Here is a 21,808-nt window from a genome sequence, read left to right on the forward strand (position 1 = left end):
CGTGCTCTTCCTCTACACCGTGCTCGTGGTGTGCAGCGCCATCCTGCTGGCGGCCGGAGTCGTCGAACAGCGGCGGCACTTCGCCAGCCTGGAGCACATCCCCACCCGGGTGCTGGTCAACGGCATCCGAGGCAAGTCCTCCATCACCCGCCTCTGCGCGGGAGCCCTGCGCGGCGGCGACCTCACCACGGTCGCCAAGACCACCGGCACCGCCGCCCGCTTCATCCACCCGGACGCCACCGAGGAGCCCGTCTACCGCAAGTTCGGCATCGCCAACGTCGTCGAGCAGATCGGCATCGTGCGGCGCGCCGCCGCGTACAACCCGGACGCCCTGGTCATCGAGTGCATGGCGGTCATGCCGGCGCTCCAGGAGATCAACCAGTCCAAGCTGATCCGCTCCACCATCGGCGTGCTCTGCAACGTCCGTGAGGACCACCTCGCCGAGATGGGCCCCACCCTGGACGACGTGGCGCGCTCGCTGTGCCGCTCCATGCCGGAGAACGGCATCTGCGTCACCGCCGAGAAGGATCGTTTCGACATCCTCCAGGAGGAGGCGGACGCGCGTAACTGCGAGCTGATCTACGCCGACCCCGAGACGGTGAGCGACGAGGAGCTGCGCGGCTTCAGCTGGTTCACCTTCAAGGAGAACGTGTCGATCGCGCTCAAGGTCGCCGAGCTCGTCGGCGTGGGCCGCGAGGTCGCCCTCCAGGGCATGTACGACGCCCCGCCGGACCCCGGTGTCCTCTCGGTCGAGCGGTACGCCACCGAGGACGGCAAGAAGCTGCGCTTCGCCAACGTCTTCGCGGCCAACGACCCCGAGTCGACGCTGATGAACATCAACCAGCTCCTCGACCTCGGCGCCATCAACCGCCCGCTCAACGTGGTCATCAACTGCCGTCCCGACCGCGTCGAGCGCAACGGCCAGATGGGCGAGATCATCCCCGACCTCCAGCCGGAGAAGGTCTTCGTCATCGGCCACCCCGCCAAGTCCGCCATCGACGCGATCCCCGCCGACTGGCGCGGGCGCGCGGTGGACCTCGGCGGCGACCGGCGCGACCCCGAGGAGTTCATGAACGAGATGCTCGGGCTGCTCGGCCCGGACTCCTCGCTCGTGGCGATCGGCAACATCCACGGCCAGGGCGAACTGCTCCTGGAGCACCTCGCGGAGCTGCCGCCGGACGAGAGCGAGGAGCAGGCTCCGGAGGAGCCCGCACCGTTCTACGAGCCGCACGTCGACCCGTACCAGCACTACCCGGAGGCGTACGAGGAGCGGTACACCCCGGTCCACACCCAGCAGATCCAGCAGTTCCACGCGCAGCAGGCCCAGAACCAGCAGGTCCAGAACCAGCAGATCCAGAACCAGCCGTACCAGGATCAGCAGTACTACGCCCCGCAAGAGCACTACCAGCACCAGCAGCAGCACCAGCAGTACGACCAGCACCAGCAGCACCAGCAGTACGTGTCCCACGAGGGCTACGCCCCGCAGGAACCGCAGTCCCAGCCCCCGGCACCCCGCGGCCTCTTCGAGCCGCGGGTGCCGCCCGCACCGCCCGCCCATGACGACGACCAGCAGTGGCACAGCCCAGGAGAGCCCCGTTGATTCCCTCCGTCCTCACCCCCGAGATCGCCGCGGTCGGCATCGCGCTCGGGCTGCTCTTCTCCCTGGTCTGCTACCTGACGACCAACCTCTCGCCCGGCGGCATGATCACCCCGGGCTGGCTCGCCCTGACCCTCGTCGAGGACCTCCAGCGCGCGGCCATGGTGCTCGGCGTGACCGTGCTGACCTACCTCGGCACCCTGCTGATGCAGAAGTACGTGATCCTCTACGGCAAGCGTCTGTTCGCCGCGGTCGTGCTGCTCGGCGTCACCCTCCAGGCGACCGTGATGATCGTGCTGTCGATCGAGTTCCCGCTCATGTACGCGAACCAGACGCTCGGCTTCATCGTCCCCGGCCTCATCGCCTACCAGCTCGTGCGCCAGCCCAAGGGCCCCACCCTGCTCGCCACCGGTTCGGTGACGCTCATGGCCTACGTCATCCTCACCGCCGGGATCCTCCTCGGCTTCATGCCGTCCGTCTGAATCGCAGGAGTCACCGATGCCGCCCAAGAAGAAACGTCCCGTCGTCCACGCGGCGACCGTGCTCGCCCTCCTCGCGGGCAGCGCGTACCTCACCGTGGAGCTGCGCAAGGACGAGGAGGCCAAGACCCCCACGGTCCAGGCCGTCACCGACACCCCCGGCCTGCAGAACAGCAACGGCAAGCCGGGGAGCGGGAAGCAGAAGTGGGAGCGCCTGAAGAACCCCGACCGCTCCGTCCTGCGCACCGAGGACGGCAAGGTGCTCGCCTCCTTCACGGACGGCGCCCGCACCGCGACGCTGACCGGCCCGAGCCGCACCTTCACCGAGCCGGCGAACACCAAGTCCCGCGTCGTCACCAACGACTGGGTGCGGCTGATGCCGGAGACCTGGCGCGAGGGCGCCGAGAAGGAGAAGTGGTTCAAGGACTGGTACAAGGAGTTCTCCGGCAGCGAGGAGGACGACATCTTCGCGATGGCCTTCCAGTACGTGCAGGGCGCGCCGGTCAAGAAGGACGACGAGGGCATCGCCTACGCGGGCGACGCCGACTTCGGCCCGATCAACCCCGAGGGCAGTTCCGGGAACGACCTGCGCCTGGAGCAGTCGGACTTCTTCGACTACCTCGGCATCCCGTACACGTTCCGCGACGGCACCACCATCCAGCCGGAGGCGCTCCGGGCCCGCGCCATGGACTGCTCCGGGTTCGTCCGCACGGTCTTCGGCTACCGCGCCCGCTACCCCCTGATGTCCAACGACCAGGCCGGTGACGGCCTGCCCCGCACCGCCAACGGCATGGCGCGCGGCAAGGCCGGTACGGAGGTCATCAAGCTGAAGGGCGTCTCCGCGGCGGACCGCCCCAAGTCCATCGACGTCATCCAACCCGGTGACCTGGTCTTCTTCAAGCTGGACGCCCGCACCAAGGAGCGCCTGGACCACGTGGGGATCTTCCTCGGCCACGACGCCGACGGCCACAAGATCTTCATCTCCAGCCGCGAAGAGGTCAACGGCCCGACGATCGGCGACAAGGGCGGCACGTCACGCCTGGACGGCAACGGCTACTACGCCTCCACCCTCCGCAGCGCCAAGCGGCTCTAGGGGCACATTTCACGGGCGTACGGTTCGGGGGCCCGCGCACTGGGCCCCCGACTCGCCCACCCTCCGGCGCAGTTCCCGGTCGGCCGTGATGACCAGGCAGGGACGGCCCGCGGCCTCGGCGGCCAGTTCCGCGATGCGGTCGTCGCCGCTGCCGGGCGCGCTCTCCACCCGTACACCGGGCACGGACTCCACGCCGCGCGCGGCGCCCTCCACGACCAGGACGATGTCCAGCGGCCCCGGATGGCCGGGCAGCCCTTCCTCCGCGTACGCGACGAGTCCGTCCCGCAGCCGCTCGGCGGCCCCGCGGCGGTCGTGCCACCAGCCGTCGGGGACGGACCCGACGACGTTCGCGGCGTCGACGACGACGAGAGTTCTCATGCGGCAAACGTAAACTAACCAGTAGAGCGTTGTGCGCACGTGGTCGTGGAAGGGTTGCCGCCGAGTCATGCCGTCGAGGTCGAAGCCGGTGATCACCGGTGTTCCGGAGAGCGCCCGCTGGCTGCTGAGCGGCCGTGACGGCAGGCTCACCGCCTACGTCAGGGCCGAGGGCGGACTGCTCCGCTGGACGGAGACCACACCCGGCGGCCCCCACTGGACGGGCCCCGACTTCTTCGAGGCGCCCGACCTGACCTATCTGACCCTGGCCCAGGGCGCCGACGGGTACGTGCACTTCCTCGGCCGCCGCGAGCGGCGCGACGGCGAGGGGAAGCCCCTCGTCGACATCGTGCACTCCATCCAGTACCAGCCGGGGCGGCCCCTCATGGACTGGCGCTCGGTCGGCAACCCGCACACCAAGCTCGTCGAGCGCGCCCCGCACCTCGGCGCGCCCGCCGCCGCGGTGGACGCCGCGGGAACCGTCCACGTCTTCGTGCGGGACGCGGTGAACAGCGTCCGGATGCGCCGCGAGGGCAAGGGCGGCAAGTGGGAGGGGTGGAAGGACTTCAAGGTCCGCCAGGCCCTGGACGGCATCGTCGCCCTCGCCACGTCCACCGGCCGCGTGGAGGTCTACGCACCCGGCGCCGAGGCGACCCTGCGCTGGGCCCAGGAGACCCAGGGCGGCGAGCTGCTGCGCGCCGACGACGTCCCGCTCGCCCCCGCGCCCGCCTCCGGCACGGCCTTGGAGACCGGCCCCGACCGCCTCACGTACTACGCCGCGGGCGCCGACGGCGGCGGGGTCCTCGCGTACCGCCCCGCGGACGGCGGCGCGCCCGTGCCGCTCGGCGGCGCTCCGGGGACAGGCGCCACGGCGGCCCTGCGCACGCCCATAGAAGGCCACGACTGCACGGTCCTCGCCCACCGCGCGGCCTCGGGCCGCCCGGCGATCGGCGCGTTCCCCACCGAGGACGAGGGCGCCGGCCTGTGGTGGGCCGAGACCGGCGAGCCGTGCCTCGGCGCACCGGCCCTCGCGCTCGACGCGCGCGGCCGCGTGGTCATCGCGGCGGTCGGTCTCGACGGGACGCTGCGCCTGGCCCGCCAGAAGGCGGAGCAGGGGCTCGCGCTGGAGGCGTGGACCGCGCTCTGAGGGCCCGCACGACGGCGGGGCCGTACGGAAGTGACTTCCGTACGGCCCCGCCGTCGTCTGCGTTTTCGCGGGTTACGCCGGGACGCTCGCCACGCCCCGGTCGAGGAACCGCTTGCCGTTGACGCGCTCGCTGACGCCCTCGCGGTCCAGGTACGGCGTGATGCCGCCCAGGTGGAAGGGCCAGCCCGCGCCGGTGATCAGGCAGAGGTCGATGTCCTGGGCCTCGGCGACGACGCCCTCGTCGAGCATGAGCCCGATCTCCTGCGCCACGGCGTCCAGGACACGCTCCCGCACCTGCTCCTCGGTCAGGACGCTGTCGCCCTGCTTGAGGAGAGCGGCGACCTCCGGGTCCAGCTCCGGCTTGCCGGAGTCGTACACGTAGAAGCCGCGCTTGCCCGCCTTGACGACGGCGGCGAGGTTCGGGGAGACCGTGAAGCGCTCCGGGAAGGCGCGGTTCAGGGTCTCGGAGACGTGCAGACCGATGGCCGGGCCGACCAGCTCGAGGAGCACCAGCGGCGACATCGGCAGACCGAGCGGCTCGACGGCCTTCTCGGCGACCGCGACCGGGGTGCCCTCGTCGATGACGTTCTGGATCTCGCCCATGAAGCGGGTCAGGATGCGGTTCACGACGAACGCCGGGGCGTCCTTCACGAGCACCGCGGTCTTCTTCAGCTTCTTGGCGACACCGAAGGCCGTGGCCAGCGACGCGTCGTCCGTCCGCTCGCCGCGCACGATCTCCAGGAGCGGCAGGATCGCGACCGGGTTGAAGAAGTGGAAGCCGACGACCCGCTCGGGGTGCTTCAGCTTCGACGCCATCTCGGAGACGGAGAGCGAGGAGGTGTTGGTCGCGAGGACCGCGTGCGCCGGGGCGACCGCCTCGACCTCGGCGAACACCTGCTGCTTGACGCCGATCTCCTCGAAGACGGCCTCGATGATGAAGTCGGCGTCGGAGAAGCCCTCGGCCTTGTCGAGCACACCGCTGACCAGGGCCTTGAGGCGGTTGGCCTTGTCCTGGTTGATGCGGCCCTTGCCGAGCAGCTTGTCGATCTCGGCGTGGACGTAGCCCACGCCCTTGTCGACGCGCTCCTGGTCGATGTCGGTCAGGACGACCGGCACCTCCAGGCGGCGCAGGAAGAGCAGCGCGAGCTGGGAGGCCATCAGGCCGGCGCCGACGACGCCCACCTTGGTGACCGGGCGCGCCAGGCTCTTGTCCGGGGCACCGGCCGGGCGCTTGCCGCGCTTCTGCACGAGGTTGAACGAGTAGATGCCCGCGCGCAGTTCACCGCCCATGATCAGGTCGGCGAGCGCGGTGTCCTCGGCGTCGAAGCCCTTCTGGAGGTCGCCGTCCTTGGCGGCCTCGATGATCTCCAGGGCGCGGTAGGCGGCCGGAGCGGCCCCGTGCACCTTGGAGTCGGCAATGGCACGGCCGCGGGCGACGGCGGCGTCCCAGCCCTCGCCGCGGTCGACCTCGCCGCGGACGACCTCGACGGAGCCGTTCAGGACGGAGGCCGTCCAGATCAGCGACTGCTCCAGGAAGTCGGCGCCCTCGAAGAGCGCGTCGGCGATGCCGAGCTCGAAGACCTGCTTGCCCTTGAGCTGACGGTTCTGGTTCAGCGAGTTCTCGATGATGACCGAGACGGCCTTGTCGGCGCCGATCAGGTTCGGGAGCAGCGCGCAGCCGCCCCAGCCCGGGACCAGGCCGAGGAAGACCTCGGGCAGCGAGAAGGCGGGCAGCGCCTTGGAGACGGTGCGGTACGAGCAGTGCAGACCGACCTCGACGCCACCGCCCATCGCGGCGCCGTTGTAGTACGCGAAGGTCGGCACGGCCAGGCCCGAGAGCCGCTTGAAGACCTCGTGGCCGCCCTTGCCGATGGCGAGCGCGTCCTCGTGGCGCTTCAGCAGCTCCACGCCCTTGAGGTCGGCGCCGACGGCGAAGATGAACGGCTTGCCGGTGATGCCGGCGCCGACGATCGCGCCCTCGGCCGCCTCCTTCTCGACCTGGTCGATCGCCGTGTTCAGGTTGGCGAGGGACTGCGGGCCGAAGGTGGTCGGCTTGGTGTGGTCGAGGCCGTTGTCGAGCGTGATGAGCGCGAAGCGGCCCGCTCCCGCGGGGAGGTCGAGGTGGCGTACGTGCGCCTGCGTGACGACCTCGCCGGGGAACAGCTCGGCCGCGCCCTTCAGGAGCTCAGTGGTGGAGCTGCTCACTTGTCGCCTCCGGCGTCCTTGTGGTTCGGGTTCTCCCAGATGACCGTCGCGCCCATGCCGAAGCCGACGCACATCGTCGTGATGCCGTAGCGGACCTCGGGCTGCTCCTCGAACTGCCGCGCGAGCTGCGTCATCAGGCGCACGCCGGAGGAGGCGAGCGGGTGGCCGAACGCGATGGCGCCGCCGTACTGGTTGACGCGCGTGTCGTCGTCCGCGATGCCGTAGTGCTCCAGGAAGGCGAGCACCTGCACGGCGAAGGCCTCGTTGATCTCGAAGAGACCGATGTCGGAGATGTCCAGGCCCGACTTGGCCAGCGCCTTCTCCGTGGCCGGGATCGGGCCGTAGCCCATGACCTCGGGCTCGACGCCCGCGAAGGCGTACGAGACGAGGCGCATCTTCACGGGGAGGTTGTTCTCCCGCGCGAACTCCTCGGAGGCGATCAGCGAGGCGGTGGCGCCGTCGTTGAGGCCCGCGGCGTTGCCGGCCGTGACGCGGCCGTGCGTACGGAACGGCGTCTTGAGCCCCGCGAGGTTCTCCAGGGTCGTCCCCGGACGCATCGGCTCGTCGGCGGTGGCCAGGCCCCAGCCGGTCTCACCGGCCTCCTCGTTCGTGCGCCGTACGGAGATCGGCACCAGGTCGGCCTGGATCTTGCCGTCGGCGTACGCCTTGGCGGCCTTCTCCTGCGAGCGCACGGCGTACTCGTCGGCGCGCTGCTTGGTGATGGCCGGGTAGCGGTCGTGCAGGTTCTCGGCGGTCATGCCCATGAACAGGGCGGACTCGTCGACGAGCTTCTCGCTGACGAAGCGGGGGTTCGGGTCGACGCCCTCGCCCATGGGGTGGCGGCCCATGTGCTCGACACCGCCGGCGACGGCGATGTCGTACGCGCCGAAGGCGACGCTGCCCGCGACCGAGGTCACGGCGGTCAGCGCGCCGGCGCACATGCGGTCGATGGAGTAGCCGGGCACGGACTGCGGGAGCCCGGCCAGGATGCCGGCGGTGCGGCCGATCGTCAGACCCTGGTCGCCGATCTGCGTGGTCGCGGCGATGGCGACCTCGTCGATCTTGGCGGGGTCGAGGTCCGGGTTGCGGCGCAGCAGCTCCCGGATGGCCTTCACGACGAGGTCATCGGCACGGGTCTCGTGGTAGATGCCCTTCGGACCCGCCTTGCCGAACGGGGTGCGGACGCCGTCCACGAAGACGACGTCCCTGACGGTACGAGGCACGATGGCTCTCCTCCAGGGTGCGGTTGCGCCACACCTGCGGCGCGCTTCCTCCGCTCACCCTACTTGCCGGTAACTATGCGGCCAAGGGAGGGCTCGGGGAGGCGAACGTCACATCTGGCCGCGGGTCGCTCAGGCGAGGGCCGCCACCAGTGCCGGGGTCACGTGGGTGATCTGCCAGGGGCGGGCGCCGTGGGAGGCCAGGGCCTCGGCCACGGTCCCGGCGTCCACCGGAGCCGGGGGCTCCCAGCAGACGCGGCGGACCGTGTCCGGGGTGATCAGGTTCTCCTGCGGCATGTTGAGCTGCTCCGCCAGCGCGGAGACCGCCGCCCGCGCCGCGGACAGACGTGCCGCCGCCGCGGGGTCACGGTCCGCCCAGGAGCGCGGCGGCGGAGGACCGCTCACCGCCTGCCCGGGCTGCGGAAGCTCGGAGTCCGGCAGTGCCTTCGCCCGGTCGACCGCCGCCTGCCACTGTTCGAGCTGGCGCCGGCCCATGCGGTGCCCGAAGCCCGAGAGGCCCGCGAGCGCGTGCACGTTGGGCGGCAGCCCGAGCGCCGCCTCGACGATCGCCCCGTCGCTGAGCACCTTGCCGGGCGACACGTCCCGCCGCTGGGCGACCTTGTCACGCGCGGTCCACAGCTCCCGTACGACCGCCATCTGACGGCGCCGCCGCACCTTGTGCATCCCGGACGTCCGCCGCCAGGGGTCCTTGCGGGGCGGCGCGGGCGGCGCGGAGGCGATGGCGTCGAACTCCTCGCGGGCCCACTCCAGCTTGCCCTGCCGGTCCAGCTCCTTCTCCAGGGCGTCGCGCAGGTCGACCAGGAGCTCCACGTCCAGCGCCGCGTACCGCAGCCAGGGCTCGGGCAGTGGCCGGGTCGACCAGTCGACGGCGGAGTGCCCCTTCTCCAGGACGTACCCGAGGACGCTCTCGACCATCGCGCCGAGACCGACGCGCGGGAACCCGGCGAGCCGTCCCGCCAGCTCGGTGTCGAAGATGCACGAGGGGATCATGCCTATTTCGCGCAGGCACGGCAGATCCTGCGTGGCCGCGTGCAGGACCCACTCCGCGTCGCCGATGGCCTCGCCGAGGCCGGAGAGGTCGGGGCAGGCCACGGGGTCGATCAGGGCGGTGCCCGCGCCCTCGCGGCGGAGCTGGACGAGATAGGCGCGCTGGCCGTACCGGTAGCCGGACGCGCGCTCGGCGTCCACGGCCACGGGGCCGGTGCCGCGGGCGTACGCGGCGATCATCTCGGCGAGGGCCTCCTCGTCGGCGATCACCGGCGGAATGCCGTCGCGGGGCTCGAGCAGCGGGGTCGGCGCCGTTTCGACGTCGTCCGGAGGAGCGCCTCCGGTGGTTCGCAGTGAGCTGTCTGCTGCGGTCTCTTGGGCGTCGGTCACCTGTCAAGGGTATCTGTGTATGCGCGGCGCCCGTCGACGGAACGTTCCGTCGACGGGCGCTAAAGGGTTGTAAATCAGTCAGTGGATGATTCCGGTGCGCAGGGCGACCGCGACCATCCCGGCCCGGTCACCCGTGCCGAGCTTGCGCGCGATCCGGGCGAGGTGGCTCTTCACGGTCAGGGCGGACAGGCCCATCGAGACGCCGATGGCCTTGTTCGACTGGCCTTCGGCGACCAGGCGGAGCACCTCGACCTCACGGCCGGACAGCTCGCGGTAGCCGCCGGGGTGGCTCGGGGTGCCCGGAGGGCGGCGGTGCATTCGGGCGGCGGCCGAGCCGATGGGGGCGGCGCCGGGGCGGGTGGGGAGTCCGACGTTCGTACGCGTGCCGGTGACGACGTAGCCCTTGACGCCGCCCGCGAGGGCGTTGCGCACGGCACCGATGTCGTCGGCGGCGGAGAGGGCGAGGCCGTTGGGCCAGCCTGCCGCGCGGGTCTCGGAGAGGAGCGTCAGGCCTGAGCCGTCGGGGAGGTGGACGTCTGCGACGCAGATGTCCCGGGGGTTGCCGATGCGGGGACGAGCCTCCGCGATGGACGAGGCTTCGATGACGTCGCGTACGCCGAGCGCCCACAGATGGCGGGTGACGGTGGAACGGACGCGGGGGTCGGCCACGACGACCATGGCGGTCGGCTTGTTCGGGCGGTAGGCGACCAGGCTTGCGGGCTGCTCGAGGAGAACGGACACCAGGCCTCCTGGGGGTGGCGGGACGGGGCCGGCTCGGGGATGAAGCCGGGCGAAACCGTGCTTTCAAGGTCACAAACCTCTTCGGCAGCAAAGGCGCCCGCCTTTAGGAAATGATCAGGATTTGGTGCGTAATAATCGGGGCAATTCGGACGCGCACTCGATCATCCGAAGATCGAACCGAGTGGTCACTCTTCCGGGTGACCACGGAAGAGGCACCCCCGGCCGAACGCTCCGGCGCACACGAAACCCACCCGTTGGATCAACGGGTGGGCAGGGCGACCGGACCAGCGGAAGCGGATCAGGGGGAGAGCGGCCCCCTCCGCTGCGGCAGCGACACCACGGACGCGTCGCCCGGCGCGGCCGGCGGCAGCCCGGCGACCTGGCAGAGCAGCTCGCACCACGCGGCCAGGTGCGTCGCGGTGTCCGGCACCCCGCCGGCGCCCTCCCGCGGCGTCCACGAGGCCCGGATCTCGATCTGCGAGGCGGGCGGGCGGTCCGCGAGCCCCCCGAAGTAGTGCGATCCGGCGCGCGTCACCGTACCGCCGGCCTCCCCGGCGGAGAGCCCGCGCGACTGAAGTGCGCCGGTCAGCCAGGACCAGCACACCTCGGGCAGCAGCGGATCCGCCGCCATCTCCGGTTCCAGCTCCGCCCGCACCAGCGTGACGAGCCGGAAGGTGCCCTGCCAGGCGTCGTGCCCCGCCGGGTCGTGCAGCAGCACGAGGCGGCCGTCCGCGAGGTCCTCCTCGCCGTCCACGACCGCCGCCTCCAGCGCGTACGCGTGCGGCGCGAGCCGCTGCGGTGCCCGCGTCGGATCGATCTCGATCTCCGGCCGCAGCCGTGCCCCCCGCAGCGCGTCGACCGCCGTGCGGAAGGGCAGCGGAGCCGAATCCGCCACCTTCCCCTCCGAACTCTCCATCTCGCCAGCGCCGTCCGACCGTTGTCCCTGAGCCGCAGCCATGCGGGGAAGGTTAAGGGGAACGGCGCCTTCGTGCAGGGAGAGACACCCGTCGGAGGGCTCCCGGTCGACGTGGGAGACTTTCCGGGTGAGTGCCAACAGCAGCCAGAGCCCCGCGGGCCGGCGAGACGCAGCGACGTACGACTCCCCGTTCATGAAGGCGTGCCGGCGTGAGGCCGTGCCGCACACGCCGGTCTGGTTCATGCGGCAGGCGGGGCGCTCACTGCCCGAGTACCTCAAGGTGCGCGAGGGCACGGCCATGCTGGAGTCCTGCATGCGGCCCGACCTGGTCACCGAGATCACGCTCCAGCCGGTGCGCCGCCACAACGTGGACGCCGCGATCTACTTCAGCGACATCGTCGTGCCGCTGAAGGCGATCGGGATCGACCTCGACATCAAGCCCGGCGTCGGGCCCGTCGTCGAGAACCCCATCCGTACGCGTGCCGACCTCGCGCGGTTGCGGGACCTCACGCCGGAGGACGTGCACTACGTCACCGAGGCGATGGGCATGCTGACGGCCGAGCTCGGCTCCACGCCGCTCATCGGATTCGCGGGCGCGCCTTTCACCCTCGCGAGCTACCTCGTCGAGGGCGGACCGAGCCGCAACCACGAGCACACCAAGGCGCTCATGTACGGCGACCCGCAGCTCTGGGCCGATCTCCTGGACCGGCTCGCGGAGATCACCGGGGCCTTCCTGAAGGTGCAGATCGAGGCGGGCGCCAGCGCCGTGCAGCTCTTCGACTCCTGGGTGGGCGCCCTCTCGCCCGCCGACTACCGGCGCTCGGTGATGCCCGCGTCGGCGAAGGTCTTCGACGCGATCGCCTCGTACGGCGTGCCGCGCATCCACTTCGGCGTCGGCACGGGCGAGCTGCTCGGCCTCATGGGCGAGGCCGGTGCCGATGTCGTCGGCGCCGACTGGCGGGTGCCGGTGGACGAGGCGGCGCGCCGCGTCGGACCCGGCAAGGCGATCCAGGGCAACCTCGACCCGGCGGTCCTGTTCTCCACGCGCGAGGCCGTCGAGACGAAGACCGACGAGGTGCTCGCCGCGGCGAAGGGCCTGGAGGGGCACATCTTCAACCTCGGCCACGGCGTCCTGCCGACCACGGACCCCGACGCGCTGACCCGGCTCGTGGAGTACGTGCACGAGCGCACGACTGTCTGAAAATTGTCCGGAAACGGTCCCTGCCCGCTCGGGCAGGGACCGTCTCGGGCAGGGACCGTTTCCGCTCAAGCGGGCCGGGGGGCGCCGGGTGCGCCGTCCGAGGTCCAGAGCGTGGCCACCGAGTCGCGCAGGGAGAACCGCGGCTGCCAGCCCAGTTCCCACTCCGCCGCGGTGATGTCGGCGCACTGCCAGGGCACCGCCGTGGCACGGCCGGCCGCGCCGGCCGTCTCCAGGAGCTCGCCGGTGAAGTCCGCCGCCCTGACCAGGCCGTGCGCCAGGTCGCGCACCGGGGCCGCCCGCCCACCGCCGACGTTGACCAGCCGCGGCAGCCGCCCCGGCAGGGCCAGGGCGAGCGCCACCGCCCGCGCCACGTCGCGTACGTCGACGAAGTCCCGGTGCGCCGACAGATCGCCCACCTTGACCGTGCCGTGCGGGGTCTGGGCCACGGCCCGGCTCAGCTCGGCGGTCAGGCGTCCGGGCAGCCCGACGGTCGGCGCGCCGGGGCCCACCGGCATGGTGACCCGCAGGACCAGGGCGTCGAGCGGGCTCTCCAGGACGGCGAGCGTCCCGGCCAGCTTGGTGGCGCCGTACGGGGTGACCGGGCGGGCGGGAGCGTCCTCCGGGGTCCGCTCGCCGGCGCCGGTCGGCCCGTACTCGGCCGCCGAGCCGAGGTGCACGAGGCGGGCCTCGGGCAGCGCCGCCGCCATGGCCGCGCAGAGCACGGCCGGGCCGCGCGCGTTGACCTCGGCGAGGGGCAGGGGGCTGCCGCCGACCGAGCCCGCGCAGTTGACCACGGCGTCGGGCGCCGCCTTGGCGAGCCGCTCGATGAGCCCGTCGAGGGTGCACGTGGCGAGGTCGATCCGCGGGGCGTCGCCGGGGGCGCGGCCGGCGCGCAGCAGCCGCACGCCCGGCAGGCCGTGCAGCCGCTCGGCGATGTGCCCGCCCAGAAATCCGGTGGAGCCGAGGACGAGGATGCGCACGGTCGCCTCACGCTTCCTTGAGGAGGGGGGAGCCGTCCGGCTCCGCCGGTGAGCCGGGCAGCGAGAGCGTGAGAGGCGGAGCGCCGGCGTCGAGAGCCGCCGCTCGCGGGGTGTTCTTCATCGGGTGTGTGGTCCCCACCTGTCGCAGTGTGTGTCCGTGCCGCTCTGACGCGTCACATGGTGCGTCCCGTCTGGAGGATCTGTGCTGATTCCGTGAAAGCTGGCGGAAAAGAGACGGCACTCACCTATCGGGACAGAAGGCGAGCCGAGGTGGGGGTGTGCGCAGGGGAAGAGGGGCCGAAACAGGGCATGTGCGGGGCGTGAACGCGGACAGGGGCGTCGCCGTCAGCCCGCCCGGACCGCCGCCACCGCCTTGCGCGCCGCCACCAGGACCGGGTCCCACACGGGGGAGAAGGGCGGCGCGTAGCCCAGGTCCAGGGCCGTCATCTGCTCCACCGTCATCCGTGCCGTCAGGGCGACCGCCGCGACGTCCACCCGCTTGCCCGCGCCCTCACGGCCGACGATCTGGACGCCGAGCAGCCTGCCCGTGCGCCGCTCGGCCAGCATCTTCACCGTCATCGGGGCCGCGCCCGGGTAGTAGCCCGCGCGACTCGTCGACTCGATGGTCACCGCCACGTACCGCAGGCCCGCCGCCCGCGCCTCATTCTCGCGCAGACCCGTGCGGGCGATCTCCAGGTCGCACACCTTGCTGACGGCCGTGCCCACCACGCCGGGGAACGTCGCGTAGCCGCCGCCCACGTTGGAGCCGATGACCTGCCCGTGCTTGTTCGCGTGGGTGCCGAGCGCGATGTGGCGCTCCCGGCCCGACACCAGGTCGAGCACCTCCACGCAGTCCCCGCCGGCCCAGATGTCCTCGTGGCCGCGCACCCGCATCGCCAGGTCGGTCAGCAGGCCGCCGTTCTCGCCGACCGGCAGCCCGGCCTCCTCGGCGAGCGTCGTCTCGGGGCGGACGCCGAGGCCGAGCACCACGATGTCCGCCGGGTACTCGGCGTCCTCGGTGGCCACCGCCCTGACCCGGCCGTCGTCCCCGGTGAGGACCTCCGTGACCTCGGCGTCGTTCACCATCTCGATGCCCATGCCGGTCATCGCGTCGTGGACCAGGCGGCCCATGTCCGGGTCGAGCGTGGACATCGGCTCCTTGCCGCGGTTGACGGCCGTCACGTCGTAGCCGCGGCGGATCAGCGCCTCCGCCATCTCGACGCCGATGTAGCCCGCGCCGACCACCACCGCACGCCGGCCCTCCGTACGCGTCAGGGCGTCGATCAGCGCCTGCCCGTCGCCGAGGGTCTGCACGCCGTGCACACCGGGGGCGTCGATGCCGGGCAGCGGCGGGCGGATGGGACGGGCGCCGGTCGCGATGACGAGCTTGTCGTACGCCGTCCAGTACTCCTCGCCGGACGCGAGGTCGCGGGCCAGTACGCGCCTGCCCGGGACGTCGATGCGGAGCGCCTCCGTGCGCATCCGCAGGTCGATGTCGCGCTCGCGGTGCTCCTGTGGCGTGCGCGCGATCAGGTCGTCCCGCTCCTCGACGTCGCCGCCCACCCAGTACGGGATGCCGCACGCGGAGTACGAGGCGAAGCCGCCGCGCTCGAACGCGACGATCTCCAGCTCCTCCGGCTTCCTGAGCCTGCGTGCCTGCGACGCCGCCGACATGCCCGTCGCGTCGCCTCCGATGATGACCAGTCGCTCTCGTGTGCCGCTCATACCCACACGCTACGGCCCGCCCCCGCTACGGCGAGCGCCGCAGCCTCGGACGCACCACCCGCAGCCAGAGCACGACCAGCAGCGCCGCCACCGCCGCGAACGGCAGCACCGCGGCGAGCGCGACCCCGATCCAGCGCAGCACGGTGACGAACGCGTTCCAGCCGCCCGCCAGCGCGTCCACGAGCGTCGGATCGCCGTCGTCGTTGCCGGTGTCCTTCGGCGCCGCGGCCTCGGTGAGCGACAGCGTGACCGTCGCCATGGTCGTGCGGTCCTTCAGCGAGGCCCGCTGGGCGAGCAGCGCCTCCAGATCGGCCTGACGGGTGCTCAGCTCGCCCTCAAGGGCGACCACGTCGCTCAGCTTCGTGGCCTTGTCCATCAGCTCCCGTACGCGCGCCACGCTCGCCCGCTGCGACGCGACGCGGCTCTCCACGTCGACGACCCGGTCCGTGACGTCCTTGGCCTTGGCGTCCCTGCCGACCAGCCTGCCGGTGCCCTCCAGGGCGGCGAGGACCCCCTCGTACCGCTCCTGGGGGACGCGCAGCACGACGCGGGAGCGGTCGCGGCCCGTGCCGTCGCGTGAGGTCTTCTCGTCGCCCACGATGCCGCCCGCGTCCTCGGCGGCCGTCCGGGCCCGCGCCAGCGCCTTCGGCACGTCCTTGACGCGGACGGTGAGTGTCGCGGTGCGGATGATGTGGGTCCCGTCCGGCTGCCGCGGCTGCTTCGCGCCGGACGCGCCGGGCTTCGCGGCGGACTCGTCCGCCCGGCCGCCGTCCGGGCCCTCGGCGCCCGTCCCCTTCTGGTCCACGGCCGCCTTGTCGCCGCCGGCTCCGCCGTCGCTGTCGCTGTCGCCCGCGGTGCACCCCGCGAGCGCCAGCGCGGCGGCCAGCAGGACCGCGGGCAGGACCCGGACCGCGCGGAGCCGGGGCCCGCGGGGGCGGCCGGAGCCTTTCGCGGCGGAGCCGTGCTGTTCGCTCGTGCCTGATGTGTCCATGGACGTTCCCCCCGGGGGCTCGGTGACTGGTGCTCCTTGGACGCCGGAGCGGGGCGAAACGGTGGTCGCCGGGCGGTCCCGATGCGGTCACGGTCGGGACTCGGCCGCCCGAGAGCCTGTGTCGGGGGACCGGAGCGGGCTCTGAGAGAGTGGGGACATGCGCGAAACGGACACACGTACGGGTAGCGGCCACGCCGTCGTCATCGGGGGCGGCGTCGCCGGCCTCGCGGCGGCGCACCGGCTGCTCGTCACCGCCCCGGGCACGCGGGTGACGCTCCTCGAAGCCTCCGACAGGATCGGCGGCAAGCTGCACGCCGGGGAGATCGCCGGGGTCCGCGTCGACCTCGGGGCCGAGTCGATGCTCGCCCGCCGCCCCGAAGCCGTCGCGCTCGCCCGCGAGGTGGGCCTCGGTGAGCGGCTTCAGCCGCCCGCCACCGCGACCGCGTCGATCTGGACCCGCGGCGCCCTGCGCCCCATGCCCAAGGGCCACGTCATGGGCGTCCCCGGCGACGCCTCCGCGCTCGCCGGGGTGCTCTCCGACGAGGGCCTGCGCCGCATCGAGCAGGACCGTGAACTGCCGCCCACCGAGGTCGGCGACGACGTCGCGGTCGGTGCCTTCGTCGCCGAACGCCTGGGCCGCGAGGTCGTCGACCGGCTCGTGGAGCCGCTGCTCGGCGGCGTCTACGCCGGGGACGCGTACCGCATCTCGATGCGTTCGGCCGTCCCGCAGCTCTTCGAGGCCGCCCGCACGCACGCCTCCCTCACCGAGGGCGTGCGCGCCATCCAGGCGAAGGCCGCGCGGAACCAGCAGACCGGGCCCGTCTTCATGGGCATCGAGGGCGGCGTCGGGCAACTGCCCCTCGCCCTCGCGGACTCGGTACGCGCGCGTGGCGGCGAGATCCGCACCGGGACGCCGGTCACCGGACTGCGGCGCACCCCGCGGGGGTGGCAGGTGAGCACCCGCGACGACGCCATCGACGCCGAGTCCGTCGTGGTCGCCGTGCCCGCCTACGCCGCCGCCGCGCTGCTCGGCGTCGAGGCGCCCGCCGCCGCGGCCGAACTCGCCGGCGTGGAGTACGCCTCCATGGCCCTGATGACCCTCGCGTACCGCCGCCGCGAGGCCGACCTCCCCGAGGGCAGCGGTTTTCTCGTGCCGCCCGTGGACGGGCACACCATCAAGGCGTCCACCTTCGCCTCGCGCAAGTGGGGCTGGATCGCCGAGGAGGACCCCGACCTGCTGGTGCTGCGCACCTCGGTGGGGCGGTACGGGGAGAGCGAGATCCTGGGGCGCGACGACGCCGAGCTGCTCGACCTCTCACGGCGCGACCTGCGCGCGGCGACAGGTCTTGCCGCCGAGCCCGTCGCCACCCGCGTCACCCGCTGGCACGACGGCCTCCCGCAGTACCCCGTCGGCCACCACGCGCGCGTGGCCCGCATCCGCGAACACGTGGGCAGGCTGCCCGGCCTCGCGGTGTGCGGAGCGGCGTACGACGGTGTGGGCATCCCGGCCTGCGTCGCGAGCGCGAACGCCGCCGTCGACCAGCTCGCCGGCGACCGGACCGGTGTGGAGGAGCTCACCCGCAACCCGGTGCAGAGTCTCCACGGGGCCGGAGGAGAATAGGGGCATGAGTGACGACGCCATCGCCAAGAGCCCGAACGCCGGCAAGAAGGCCAAGGACCTCAACGAGGTCATCCGCTACACCCTGTGGTCGGTCTTCAAGCTGCGGGACGTGCTCCCCGAGGACCGCGCGGGCTACGCCGACGAGGTCCAGGAGCTGTTCGACCAGCTCGCCGCCAAGGACATCACCATCCGCGGCACGTACGACGTCTCCGGCCTGCGCGCCGACGCCGACATCATGATCTGGTGGCACGCCGAGACCAGCGACGAGCTTCAGGAGGCCTACAACCTCTTCCGCCGCACGAAGCTCGGCCGCGCCCTGGAGCCGGTCTGGTCGAACATGGCGCTGCACCGCCCCGCCGAGTTCAACAAGTCGCACATCCCGGCCTTCCTGGCCGACGAGACGCCGCGCGACTACGTCAGCGTCTACCCCTTCGTGCGCTCCTACGACTGGTACCTGCTGCCCGACGAGGACCGCCGCCGCATGCTCAAGGACCACGGCATGATGGCCCGCGGCTACCCCGACGTGCGCGCCAACACGGTCGCCTCGTTCTCGCTCGGCGACTACGAGTGGATGCTGGCCTTCGAGGCCGACGAGCTGTACCGCATCGTCGACCTCATGCGTCACCTGCGTGCCTCCGAGGCCCGCATGCACGTCCGTGAAGAGGTGCCGTTCTACACCGGCCGCCGCAAGTCCGTCGCCGACCTCGTGGCGGGCCTGGCGTAGCCCCGAAGCCCGTCAGGGCGACTCCGGCTCCGGCTCCTGGCGCGGTGCGCACGACGCGCCCCGCGCCGGGACACGGCCCTTCAGGAGATACGCGTCCAGGTGCCGGTTGACGCAGGCGTTGGTGCCGCCGCCCACCCCGTGCGTGCCCGTGCCCCGCTCGGTCACCAGGGCCGAGCCGCCCAGCCTGCGGTTCAGCTCAAGGGCGCCCTTGTACGGGGTCGCCGCGTCGCGCTCGGCGGCCAGGATCAGGGTCGGGGGCAGCTCGCCCTCGGCCGCGCGGACGTCGACCTGCCGCTGCCGGGGCATCTGCCAGTAGGCGCACGGCAGGTTCATCCACACGTTCTCCCACGTCTCGAACGGTGCCGAGCGCGCGAGCAGGGAGTTGTCGCGGTCCCAGGTCTCGAAGTCCGTCGGCCAGGGGGCGTCGTTGCACTCCACGGCCGTGTAGACGGAGCTGACGTTCTCCGCCTCCGCCGCCCCGCGCGGTTCCGGCGCGGCCTGCTCGATCAGCGGCTTCGGGTTGCCCTTGAGGTACTCCGAGAGCGCCGCCGCGCGCATCGGCCAGTAGTCGTCGTAGTACGCGGCCTCCAGGAACGCCCCCTGAAGCTCGCCCGGGCCGACCTTGCCGCCGGCCGGCCTGCGGGCCAGCCTCTCGCCCGCCTTCTCGTAGCTGCGCAGGACGGCTTCCGGCGTCCTGCCCAGGCCGTACGCCTTGTCGTGCTTGGCCGTCCACGCGCGGAAGTCCGCCCAGCGCCGCTCGAAGGCCGCCGACTGGGCGAGGTTGTTGCCGTACCAGATCTGCGAGGGATCGGGGTTCACCGCCGAGTCGAAGACCATGCGGCGCACGTGCGAGGGGAAGAGCGTCGCGTAGACCGCCCCGATGTAGGTGCCGTACGAGGCGCCCACGAACGTCAGCTTCCGCTCGCCGAGCGCGGCCCGCAGCACGTCGAGGTCGCGCGCGTTGTTCAGCGACGTGTAGTGCCGCAGACCGGGGTTGCGGGTGGCACACCCGCGCGCGTACGCCTTCGCCTTGGCGACGCGCTCCTTCTTGTACGTGGCGTCGGGGTGGCTCGGCGCGCTCGTGGGCGCCTTGGTGAGGTGCTTCGGGTGCCGGCAGGAGAGCGGGGCGGAGCGGCCGACGCCGCGCGGGGCGTAACCCACCAGGTCGTAGGCGGCCGCGACGCGCTTCCACTCGGGCATGATGCCCATGGCGGGGAAGGCCATGCCCGAGGCGCCGGGCCCGCCCGGGTTGTAGAGCAGCGAGCCCTGGCGCGCGACCGCCCGCTCGCCGGCCCTGCCGGTCGCCTTGGCCCGGCTGACGGTCAGCCGGATCTGCTTGCCCCGGGGGCGTGCGTAGTCCAGCGGCACCACGACCGTCCCGCACCGCAGGGACGGGGGCAGGTCCTCGGCCTTGGCGCAGGCGTCCCAGCGGATTCCGGCGGCCTCGGCGCGCTCGGCGGCGACGGAGACGCCCCGCTCCTCGGCGGAGGGTGTGGTGGCGCCGCTCGCGCTTCCCGCGGGGGCGACGACGAGGGCGGTCAGGACCAGGGATCCGGCGGTTCCATAACGGGCGGCTGCTGCTCTCATCGCGCTTCATACCCCTTTGGTCCGGGTGTGCGGTCCCGGTGACGTCGGCGTGGAACAAAGGGGATGATTCGTGTGATATTCGGTGAAGTAAAGCACCGGCCCGTCGGTGTCGGCTCAATGCCCCCGTTGAGCGGCCTCTCCGTCCGCCCGGCCCGCCCGCCACGAGAAGGCCGCGCGCAGCTCCGGGTCACGGGCGGCGCGCACTCCTCGTACCGCCACGGTGGTGAGGTGGTCGCCGCCCGCGTCGAGCGTCCCCAGGAGCCGCTGCCCCGCGGGTGAGGCCCAGCGCGTGTACGGATGGGCCTCGACGCGGGCGATCAGCAGACAGCCGACGCACAGCAGCAGCGGCAGCGCGAACCATGCGGCGACCGGCAACTCCCCCGCCACCGCGGGCTCCTGACCCGGCATGAGCGCCGCGACGGCGCCGAGCGCGAGCACCGCCACCGCCGTGGCCCGCACCTGGCGCACCCCGGCCGCCACGCCGTCGCCCGCGCCCTGCGGAACGGCGAGACCCGCGGCGACGAGCCGGTCCGCGAGGGCCCGCACGGCGTCGGTGGTGGCCGCCCCGCGGCGTATCGGCGCGATGCGGGACTGTCCGCCCCGCCCGATCGCGCCGAGCACCGAACGCTCGATGTCGTCGCGCCCCTCCGGGTCGACCACGGTCGCCCAGCCGGTGTGCGCGATCAGCAGCCGCCGCGCCCCGGCCATCGTGACGAGCGCCAGGTCGGCGACGCGGGCGGGGCCGCCGGACAGGAACGCCGCCTCGTAGAGGGTGAGTTGACGGCCGCGTGGCACGGCCGTCTCCCGGGCGGCGGCACGGGCGGCCGCCACGCAGAGCCTGCCGCAGGTCAGGCCGGTCGCGGCGCAGGCGAGGAGGAGCAGGGGGACCCAGAACATGGCGGTGTTCTATGCGAAGGCGGTGCTTCGCGCCACAGCATTTTCACCATGCGGACACGTGGTGACGGGCGGATAACGTTCCGCTTGTGGAGGCCGCTCAGGCTACTCCGGCTTCGGGCGGGACGCGGCCGGGGGCAGGGGATACGTGGCGGACGGGGTGACGGGCGCGGCCGGGGCCGGTGACGCGGTGGGGCCCGGCGGGGCGGGGGAGCGGGTCGCGGGGGCCTGGCCGGGAGCCGCGTCCCGCGCGAGGCCGTCGAAGTCGACCAGGCCGGTCTTCTCCAGGACGGTGATGTGGTCGAGGACCGTCGTGTTCGCGTCGTCGGCGAGCTTGCGCACCAGCGAGTTGCGGGTGTTGGCGCGCACCTCGGCCACCACCGAGAAGACCGTGCCGTGCGCCCGGCGCAGGATGTTGGCGAACTTCTCGTCGTACGTCCCGCCGCGCGCCGCGCTCAGCTCGGCGAGCCACTGCCGCTGCTGCGGGCTCGGCTGGCTCGGCAGTTCGAGGCGCAGCCGGGCGGCGACCTCGCGTACGCGTGCGTCCAGGAACGTGTGGCCCTCCACGAGGTGGTCGCCCGCGGTGCGCACCGCCCGGGTGGTGCCGCGCTCCTGTGCCTGCTGGCCCGCTGGCAGCTCCCACAGGCCCGCGAGGCGCACCTTGCCGACGAAGTCCCTGTCCAGGGCGGAGAGCGGCCCGAAGTCGGTCGACACCGTCTCCGCGTTCAGTCTGTCCAGGCCGGTGCCCGAGCGGTCCTCGTAGGACCACAGGGGAAAGATCAGCGCGGCGAGCGTCGCGACGAGCCCCGTGACGACGAGGCCGGTTCCGTTGATGATTCGGGATCGCATGGTGCCTCCTGTTGCGGCACCGCACGCTGGGGTCTGTCGTTTGGATCAGGTCGGCTGGAAGGGGC

At 72.5% G+C, this 21,808-nt stretch carries 20 protein-coding genes; 7 read left to right on the plus strand and 13 right to left on the minus strand.

Annotated elements, in window-relative coordinates:
* The first annotated feature begins 1 nt into the window (after position 1).
* Genes pgsB through ACRAKF_RS29770 form a run of 3 tightly spaced genes read left to right on the plus strand, consistent with a single transcriptional unit; the run spans position 2 to position 3,169 of the window.
* A complete protein-coding gene (pgsB, locus tag ACRAKF_RS29760) occupies positions 2-1,600 on the plus strand; it encodes a poly-gamma-glutamate synthase PgsB (protein WP_447040624.1) in 1,599 nt (532 codons plus the stop codon).
* On the plus strand, positions 1,597-2,079 hold the full coding sequence (locus ACRAKF_RS29765) for a poly-gamma-glutamate biosynthesis protein PgsC/CapC (RefSeq protein ID WP_447040625.1): 483 nt from the start codon (positions 1,597-1,599) through the stop codon (positions 2,077-2,079). The genes pgsB and ACRAKF_RS29765 overlap by 4 nt, the downstream gene beginning before the upstream one ends.
* 16 nt (positions 2,080-2,095) lie before the next feature.
* A complete protein-coding gene (locus ACRAKF_RS29770) occupies positions 2,096-3,169 on the plus strand; it encodes a C40 family peptidase (RefSeq protein ID WP_447040626.1) in 1,074 nt (357 codons plus the stop codon).
* A gap of 9 nt (positions 3,170-3,178) precedes the next feature.
* Here ACRAKF_RS29770 and ACRAKF_RS29775 read toward each other — a convergent pair whose 3' ends face one another.
* Positions 3,179-3,547 carry an NTP pyrophosphohydrolase gene (locus tag ACRAKF_RS29775; protein ID WP_447040627.1) on the minus strand — a complete coding sequence of 123 codons (369 nt, stop codon included), beginning with the start codon at positions 3,545-3,547 and terminating at the stop codon, positions 3,179-3,181.
* 67 nt (positions 3,548-3,614) lie between these two features.
* On the opposite strand from ACRAKF_RS29775, the gene ACRAKF_RS29780 reads away from it, so the two are divergent.
* On the plus strand, positions 3,615-4,691 hold the full coding sequence (locus ACRAKF_RS29780) for a hypothetical protein (protein ID WP_447040628.1): 1,077 nt from the start codon (positions 3,615-3,617) through the stop codon (positions 4,689-4,691).
* 72 nt (positions 4,692-4,763) lie between these two features.
* Here ACRAKF_RS29780 and ACRAKF_RS29785 read toward each other — a convergent pair whose 3' ends face one another.
* The 5 genes from ACRAKF_RS29785 to ACRAKF_RS29805 all read right to left on the minus strand — a co-directional run bounded on the left by ACRAKF_RS29785 (position 4,764) and on the right by ACRAKF_RS29805 (position 11,213).
* Positions 4,764-6,896 (minus strand): 3-hydroxyacyl-CoA dehydrogenase NAD-binding domain-containing protein, encoded by a 2,133-nt coding sequence (locus ACRAKF_RS29785; RefSeq protein ID WP_447040629.1) that lies wholly within the window; start codon positions 6,894-6,896, stop codon positions 4,764-4,766.
* Positions 6,893-8,119 carry a thiolase family protein gene (locus ACRAKF_RS29790; protein ID WP_447040630.1) on the minus strand — a complete coding sequence of 409 codons (1,227 nt, stop codon included), beginning with the start codon at positions 8,117-8,119 and terminating at the stop codon, positions 6,893-6,895. Before ACRAKF_RS29790 ends, ACRAKF_RS29785 begins: the two co-directional genes overlap by 4 nt.
* Positions 8,120-8,248: 129 nt before the next feature.
* Positions 8,249-9,514: an HRDC domain-containing protein gene (locus tag ACRAKF_RS29795; RefSeq protein ID WP_447040631.1), complete on the minus strand. Its 1,266-nt coding sequence runs from the start codon at positions 9,512-9,514 to the stop codon at positions 8,249-8,251.
* Between the two features lie 78 nt (positions 9,515-9,592).
* Positions 9,593-10,255, minus strand: coding sequence for a response regulator transcription factor (locus ACRAKF_RS29800; RefSeq protein WP_016643199.1), 663 nt, complete (start codon positions 10,253-10,255; stop codon positions 9,593-9,595).
* A 298-nt stretch (positions 10,256-10,553) separates the two neighbouring features.
* Positions 10,554-11,213 carry a DUF3000 domain-containing protein gene (locus ACRAKF_RS29805; RefSeq protein ID WP_447040632.1) on the minus strand — a complete coding sequence of 220 codons (660 nt, stop codon included), beginning with the start codon at positions 11,211-11,213 and terminating at the stop codon, positions 10,554-10,556.
* A gap of 151 nt (positions 11,214-11,364) precedes the next feature.
* Between ACRAKF_RS29805 and hemE the strand changes: the two genes are divergently transcribed.
* Entirely contained in the window at positions 11,365-12,372 is a 1,008-nt protein-coding gene (gene hemE, locus ACRAKF_RS29810) for a uroporphyrinogen decarboxylase (protein WP_447042241.1), read from the plus strand.
* A gap of 65 nt (positions 12,373-12,437) precedes the next feature.
* Here hemE and ACRAKF_RS29815 read toward each other — a convergent pair whose 3' ends face one another.
* The 4 genes from ACRAKF_RS29815 to ACRAKF_RS29830 all read right to left on the minus strand — a co-directional run bounded on the left by ACRAKF_RS29815 (position 12,438) and on the right by ACRAKF_RS29830 (position 16,068).
* Entirely contained in the window at positions 12,438-13,352 is a 915-nt protein-coding gene (locus tag ACRAKF_RS29815) for an NAD-dependent epimerase/dehydratase family protein (protein WP_447040633.1), read from the minus strand.
* Positions 13,353-13,359: 7 nt separating this feature from the next.
* On the minus strand, positions 13,360-13,491 hold the full coding sequence (locus tag ACRAKF_RS29820) for a hypothetical protein (protein ID WP_447040634.1): 132 nt from the start codon (positions 13,489-13,491) through the stop codon (positions 13,360-13,362).
* Positions 13,492-13,697: 206 nt separating this feature from the next.
* On the minus strand, positions 13,698-15,077 hold the full coding sequence (locus ACRAKF_RS29825; protein ID WP_447040635.1) for an FAD-dependent oxidoreductase: 1,380 nt from the start codon (positions 15,075-15,077) through the stop codon (positions 13,698-13,700).
* Between the two features lie 25 nt (positions 15,078-15,102).
* Positions 15,103-16,068, minus strand: coding sequence for a DUF4349 domain-containing protein (locus ACRAKF_RS29830; RefSeq protein ID WP_447040636.1), 966 nt, complete (start codon positions 16,066-16,068; stop codon positions 15,103-15,105).
* Between the two features lie 157 nt (positions 16,069-16,225).
* Between ACRAKF_RS29830 and hemG the strand changes: the two genes are divergently transcribed.
* Positions 16,226-17,689 (plus strand): protoporphyrinogen oxidase, encoded by a 1,464-nt coding sequence (hemG, locus tag ACRAKF_RS29835; RefSeq protein ID WP_447040637.1) that lies wholly within the window; start codon positions 16,226-16,228, stop codon positions 17,687-17,689.
* A 4-nt stretch (positions 17,690-17,693) separates the two neighbouring features.
* Positions 17,694-18,413, plus strand: a complete 720-nt coding sequence (hemQ, locus tag ACRAKF_RS29840) for a hydrogen peroxide-dependent heme synthase (protein WP_447040638.1) — start codon at positions 17,694-17,696, stop codon at positions 18,411-18,413.
* A gap of 12 nt (positions 18,414-18,425) precedes the next feature.
* Here the strand turns inward: hemQ and ACRAKF_RS29845 are convergent, their stop codons facing one another.
* The 3 genes from ACRAKF_RS29845 to ACRAKF_RS29855 all read right to left on the minus strand — a co-directional run bounded on the left by ACRAKF_RS29845 (position 18,426) and on the right by ACRAKF_RS29855 (position 21,743).
* Positions 18,426-20,000 carry an alpha/beta hydrolase gene (locus ACRAKF_RS29845; RefSeq protein ID WP_447040639.1) on the minus strand — a complete coding sequence of 525 codons (1,575 nt, stop codon included), beginning with the start codon at positions 19,998-20,000 and terminating at the stop codon, positions 18,426-18,428.
* A gap of 114 nt (positions 20,001-20,114) precedes the next feature.
* The gene (locus ACRAKF_RS29850; protein WP_447040640.1) at positions 20,115-20,897 is read right to left on the minus strand and encodes a TIGR04222 domain-containing membrane protein; all 783 of its coding nucleotides are present in this window, start codon (positions 20,895-20,897) and stop codon (positions 20,115-20,117) included.
* A 102-nt stretch (positions 20,898-20,999) separates the two neighbouring features.
* Positions 21,000-21,743: a DUF4142 domain-containing protein gene (locus ACRAKF_RS29855; protein WP_447040641.1), complete on the minus strand. Its 744-nt coding sequence runs from the start codon at positions 21,741-21,743 to the stop codon at positions 21,000-21,002.
* Between the last annotated feature and the right edge of the window lie 65 nt (positions 21,744-21,808).

This window comes from Streptomyces sp. DSM 118878 (assembly GCF_052936595.1).

What these genes read in the sequence shown, in the direction of transcription:
- ACRAKF_RS29770 (WP_447040626.1), top strand. Translation starts at nt 2,096, where the DNA reads ATGCCGCCCAAGAAGAAACGTCCCGTCGTCCACGCGGCGACCGTGCTC.
- ACRAKF_RS29775 (WP_447040627.1), bottom strand. Translation starts at nt 3,547, where the DNA reads ATGAGAACTCTCGTCGTCGTCGACGCCGCGAACGTCGTCGGGTCCGTC.
- ACRAKF_RS29780 (WP_447040628.1), top strand. Translation starts at nt 3,615, where the DNA reads ATGCCGTCGAGGTCGAAGCCGGTGATCACCGGTGTTCCGGAGAGCGCC.
- ACRAKF_RS29805 (WP_447040632.1), bottom strand. Translation starts at nt 11,213, where the DNA reads ATGGCTGCGGCTCAGGGACAACGGTCGGACGGCGCTGGCGAGATGGAG.
- hemE (WP_447042241.1), top strand. Translation starts at nt 11,365, where the DNA reads ATGAAGGCGTGCCGGCGTGAGGCCGTGCCGCACACGCCGGTCTGGTTC.
- ACRAKF_RS29825 (WP_447040635.1), bottom strand. Translation starts at nt 15,077, where the DNA reads ATGAGCGGCACACGAGAGCGACTGGTCATCATCGGAGGCGACGCGACG.
- ACRAKF_RS29830 (WP_447040636.1), bottom strand. Translation starts at nt 16,068, where the DNA reads ATGGACACATCAGGCACGAGCGAACAGCACGGCTCCGCCGCGAAAGGC.
- hemG (WP_447040637.1), top strand. Translation starts at nt 16,226, where the DNA reads ATGCGCGAAACGGACACACGTACGGGTAGCGGCCACGCCGTCGTCATC.
- hemQ (WP_447040638.1), top strand. Translation starts at nt 17,694, where the DNA reads ATGAGTGACGACGCCATCGCCAAGAGCCCGAACGCCGGCAAGAAGGCC.
- ACRAKF_RS29845 (WP_447040639.1), bottom strand. Translation starts at nt 20,000, where the DNA reads ATGAGAGCAGCAGCCGCCCGTTATGGAACCGCCGGATCCCTGGTCCTG.
- ACRAKF_RS29850 (WP_447040640.1), bottom strand. Translation starts at nt 20,897, where the DNA reads ATGTTCTGGGTCCCCCTGCTCCTCCTCGCCTGCGCCGCGACCGGCCTG.
- ACRAKF_RS29855 (WP_447040641.1), bottom strand. Translation starts at nt 21,743, where the DNA reads ATGCGATCCCGAATCATCAACGGAACCGGCCTCGTCGTCACGGGGCTC.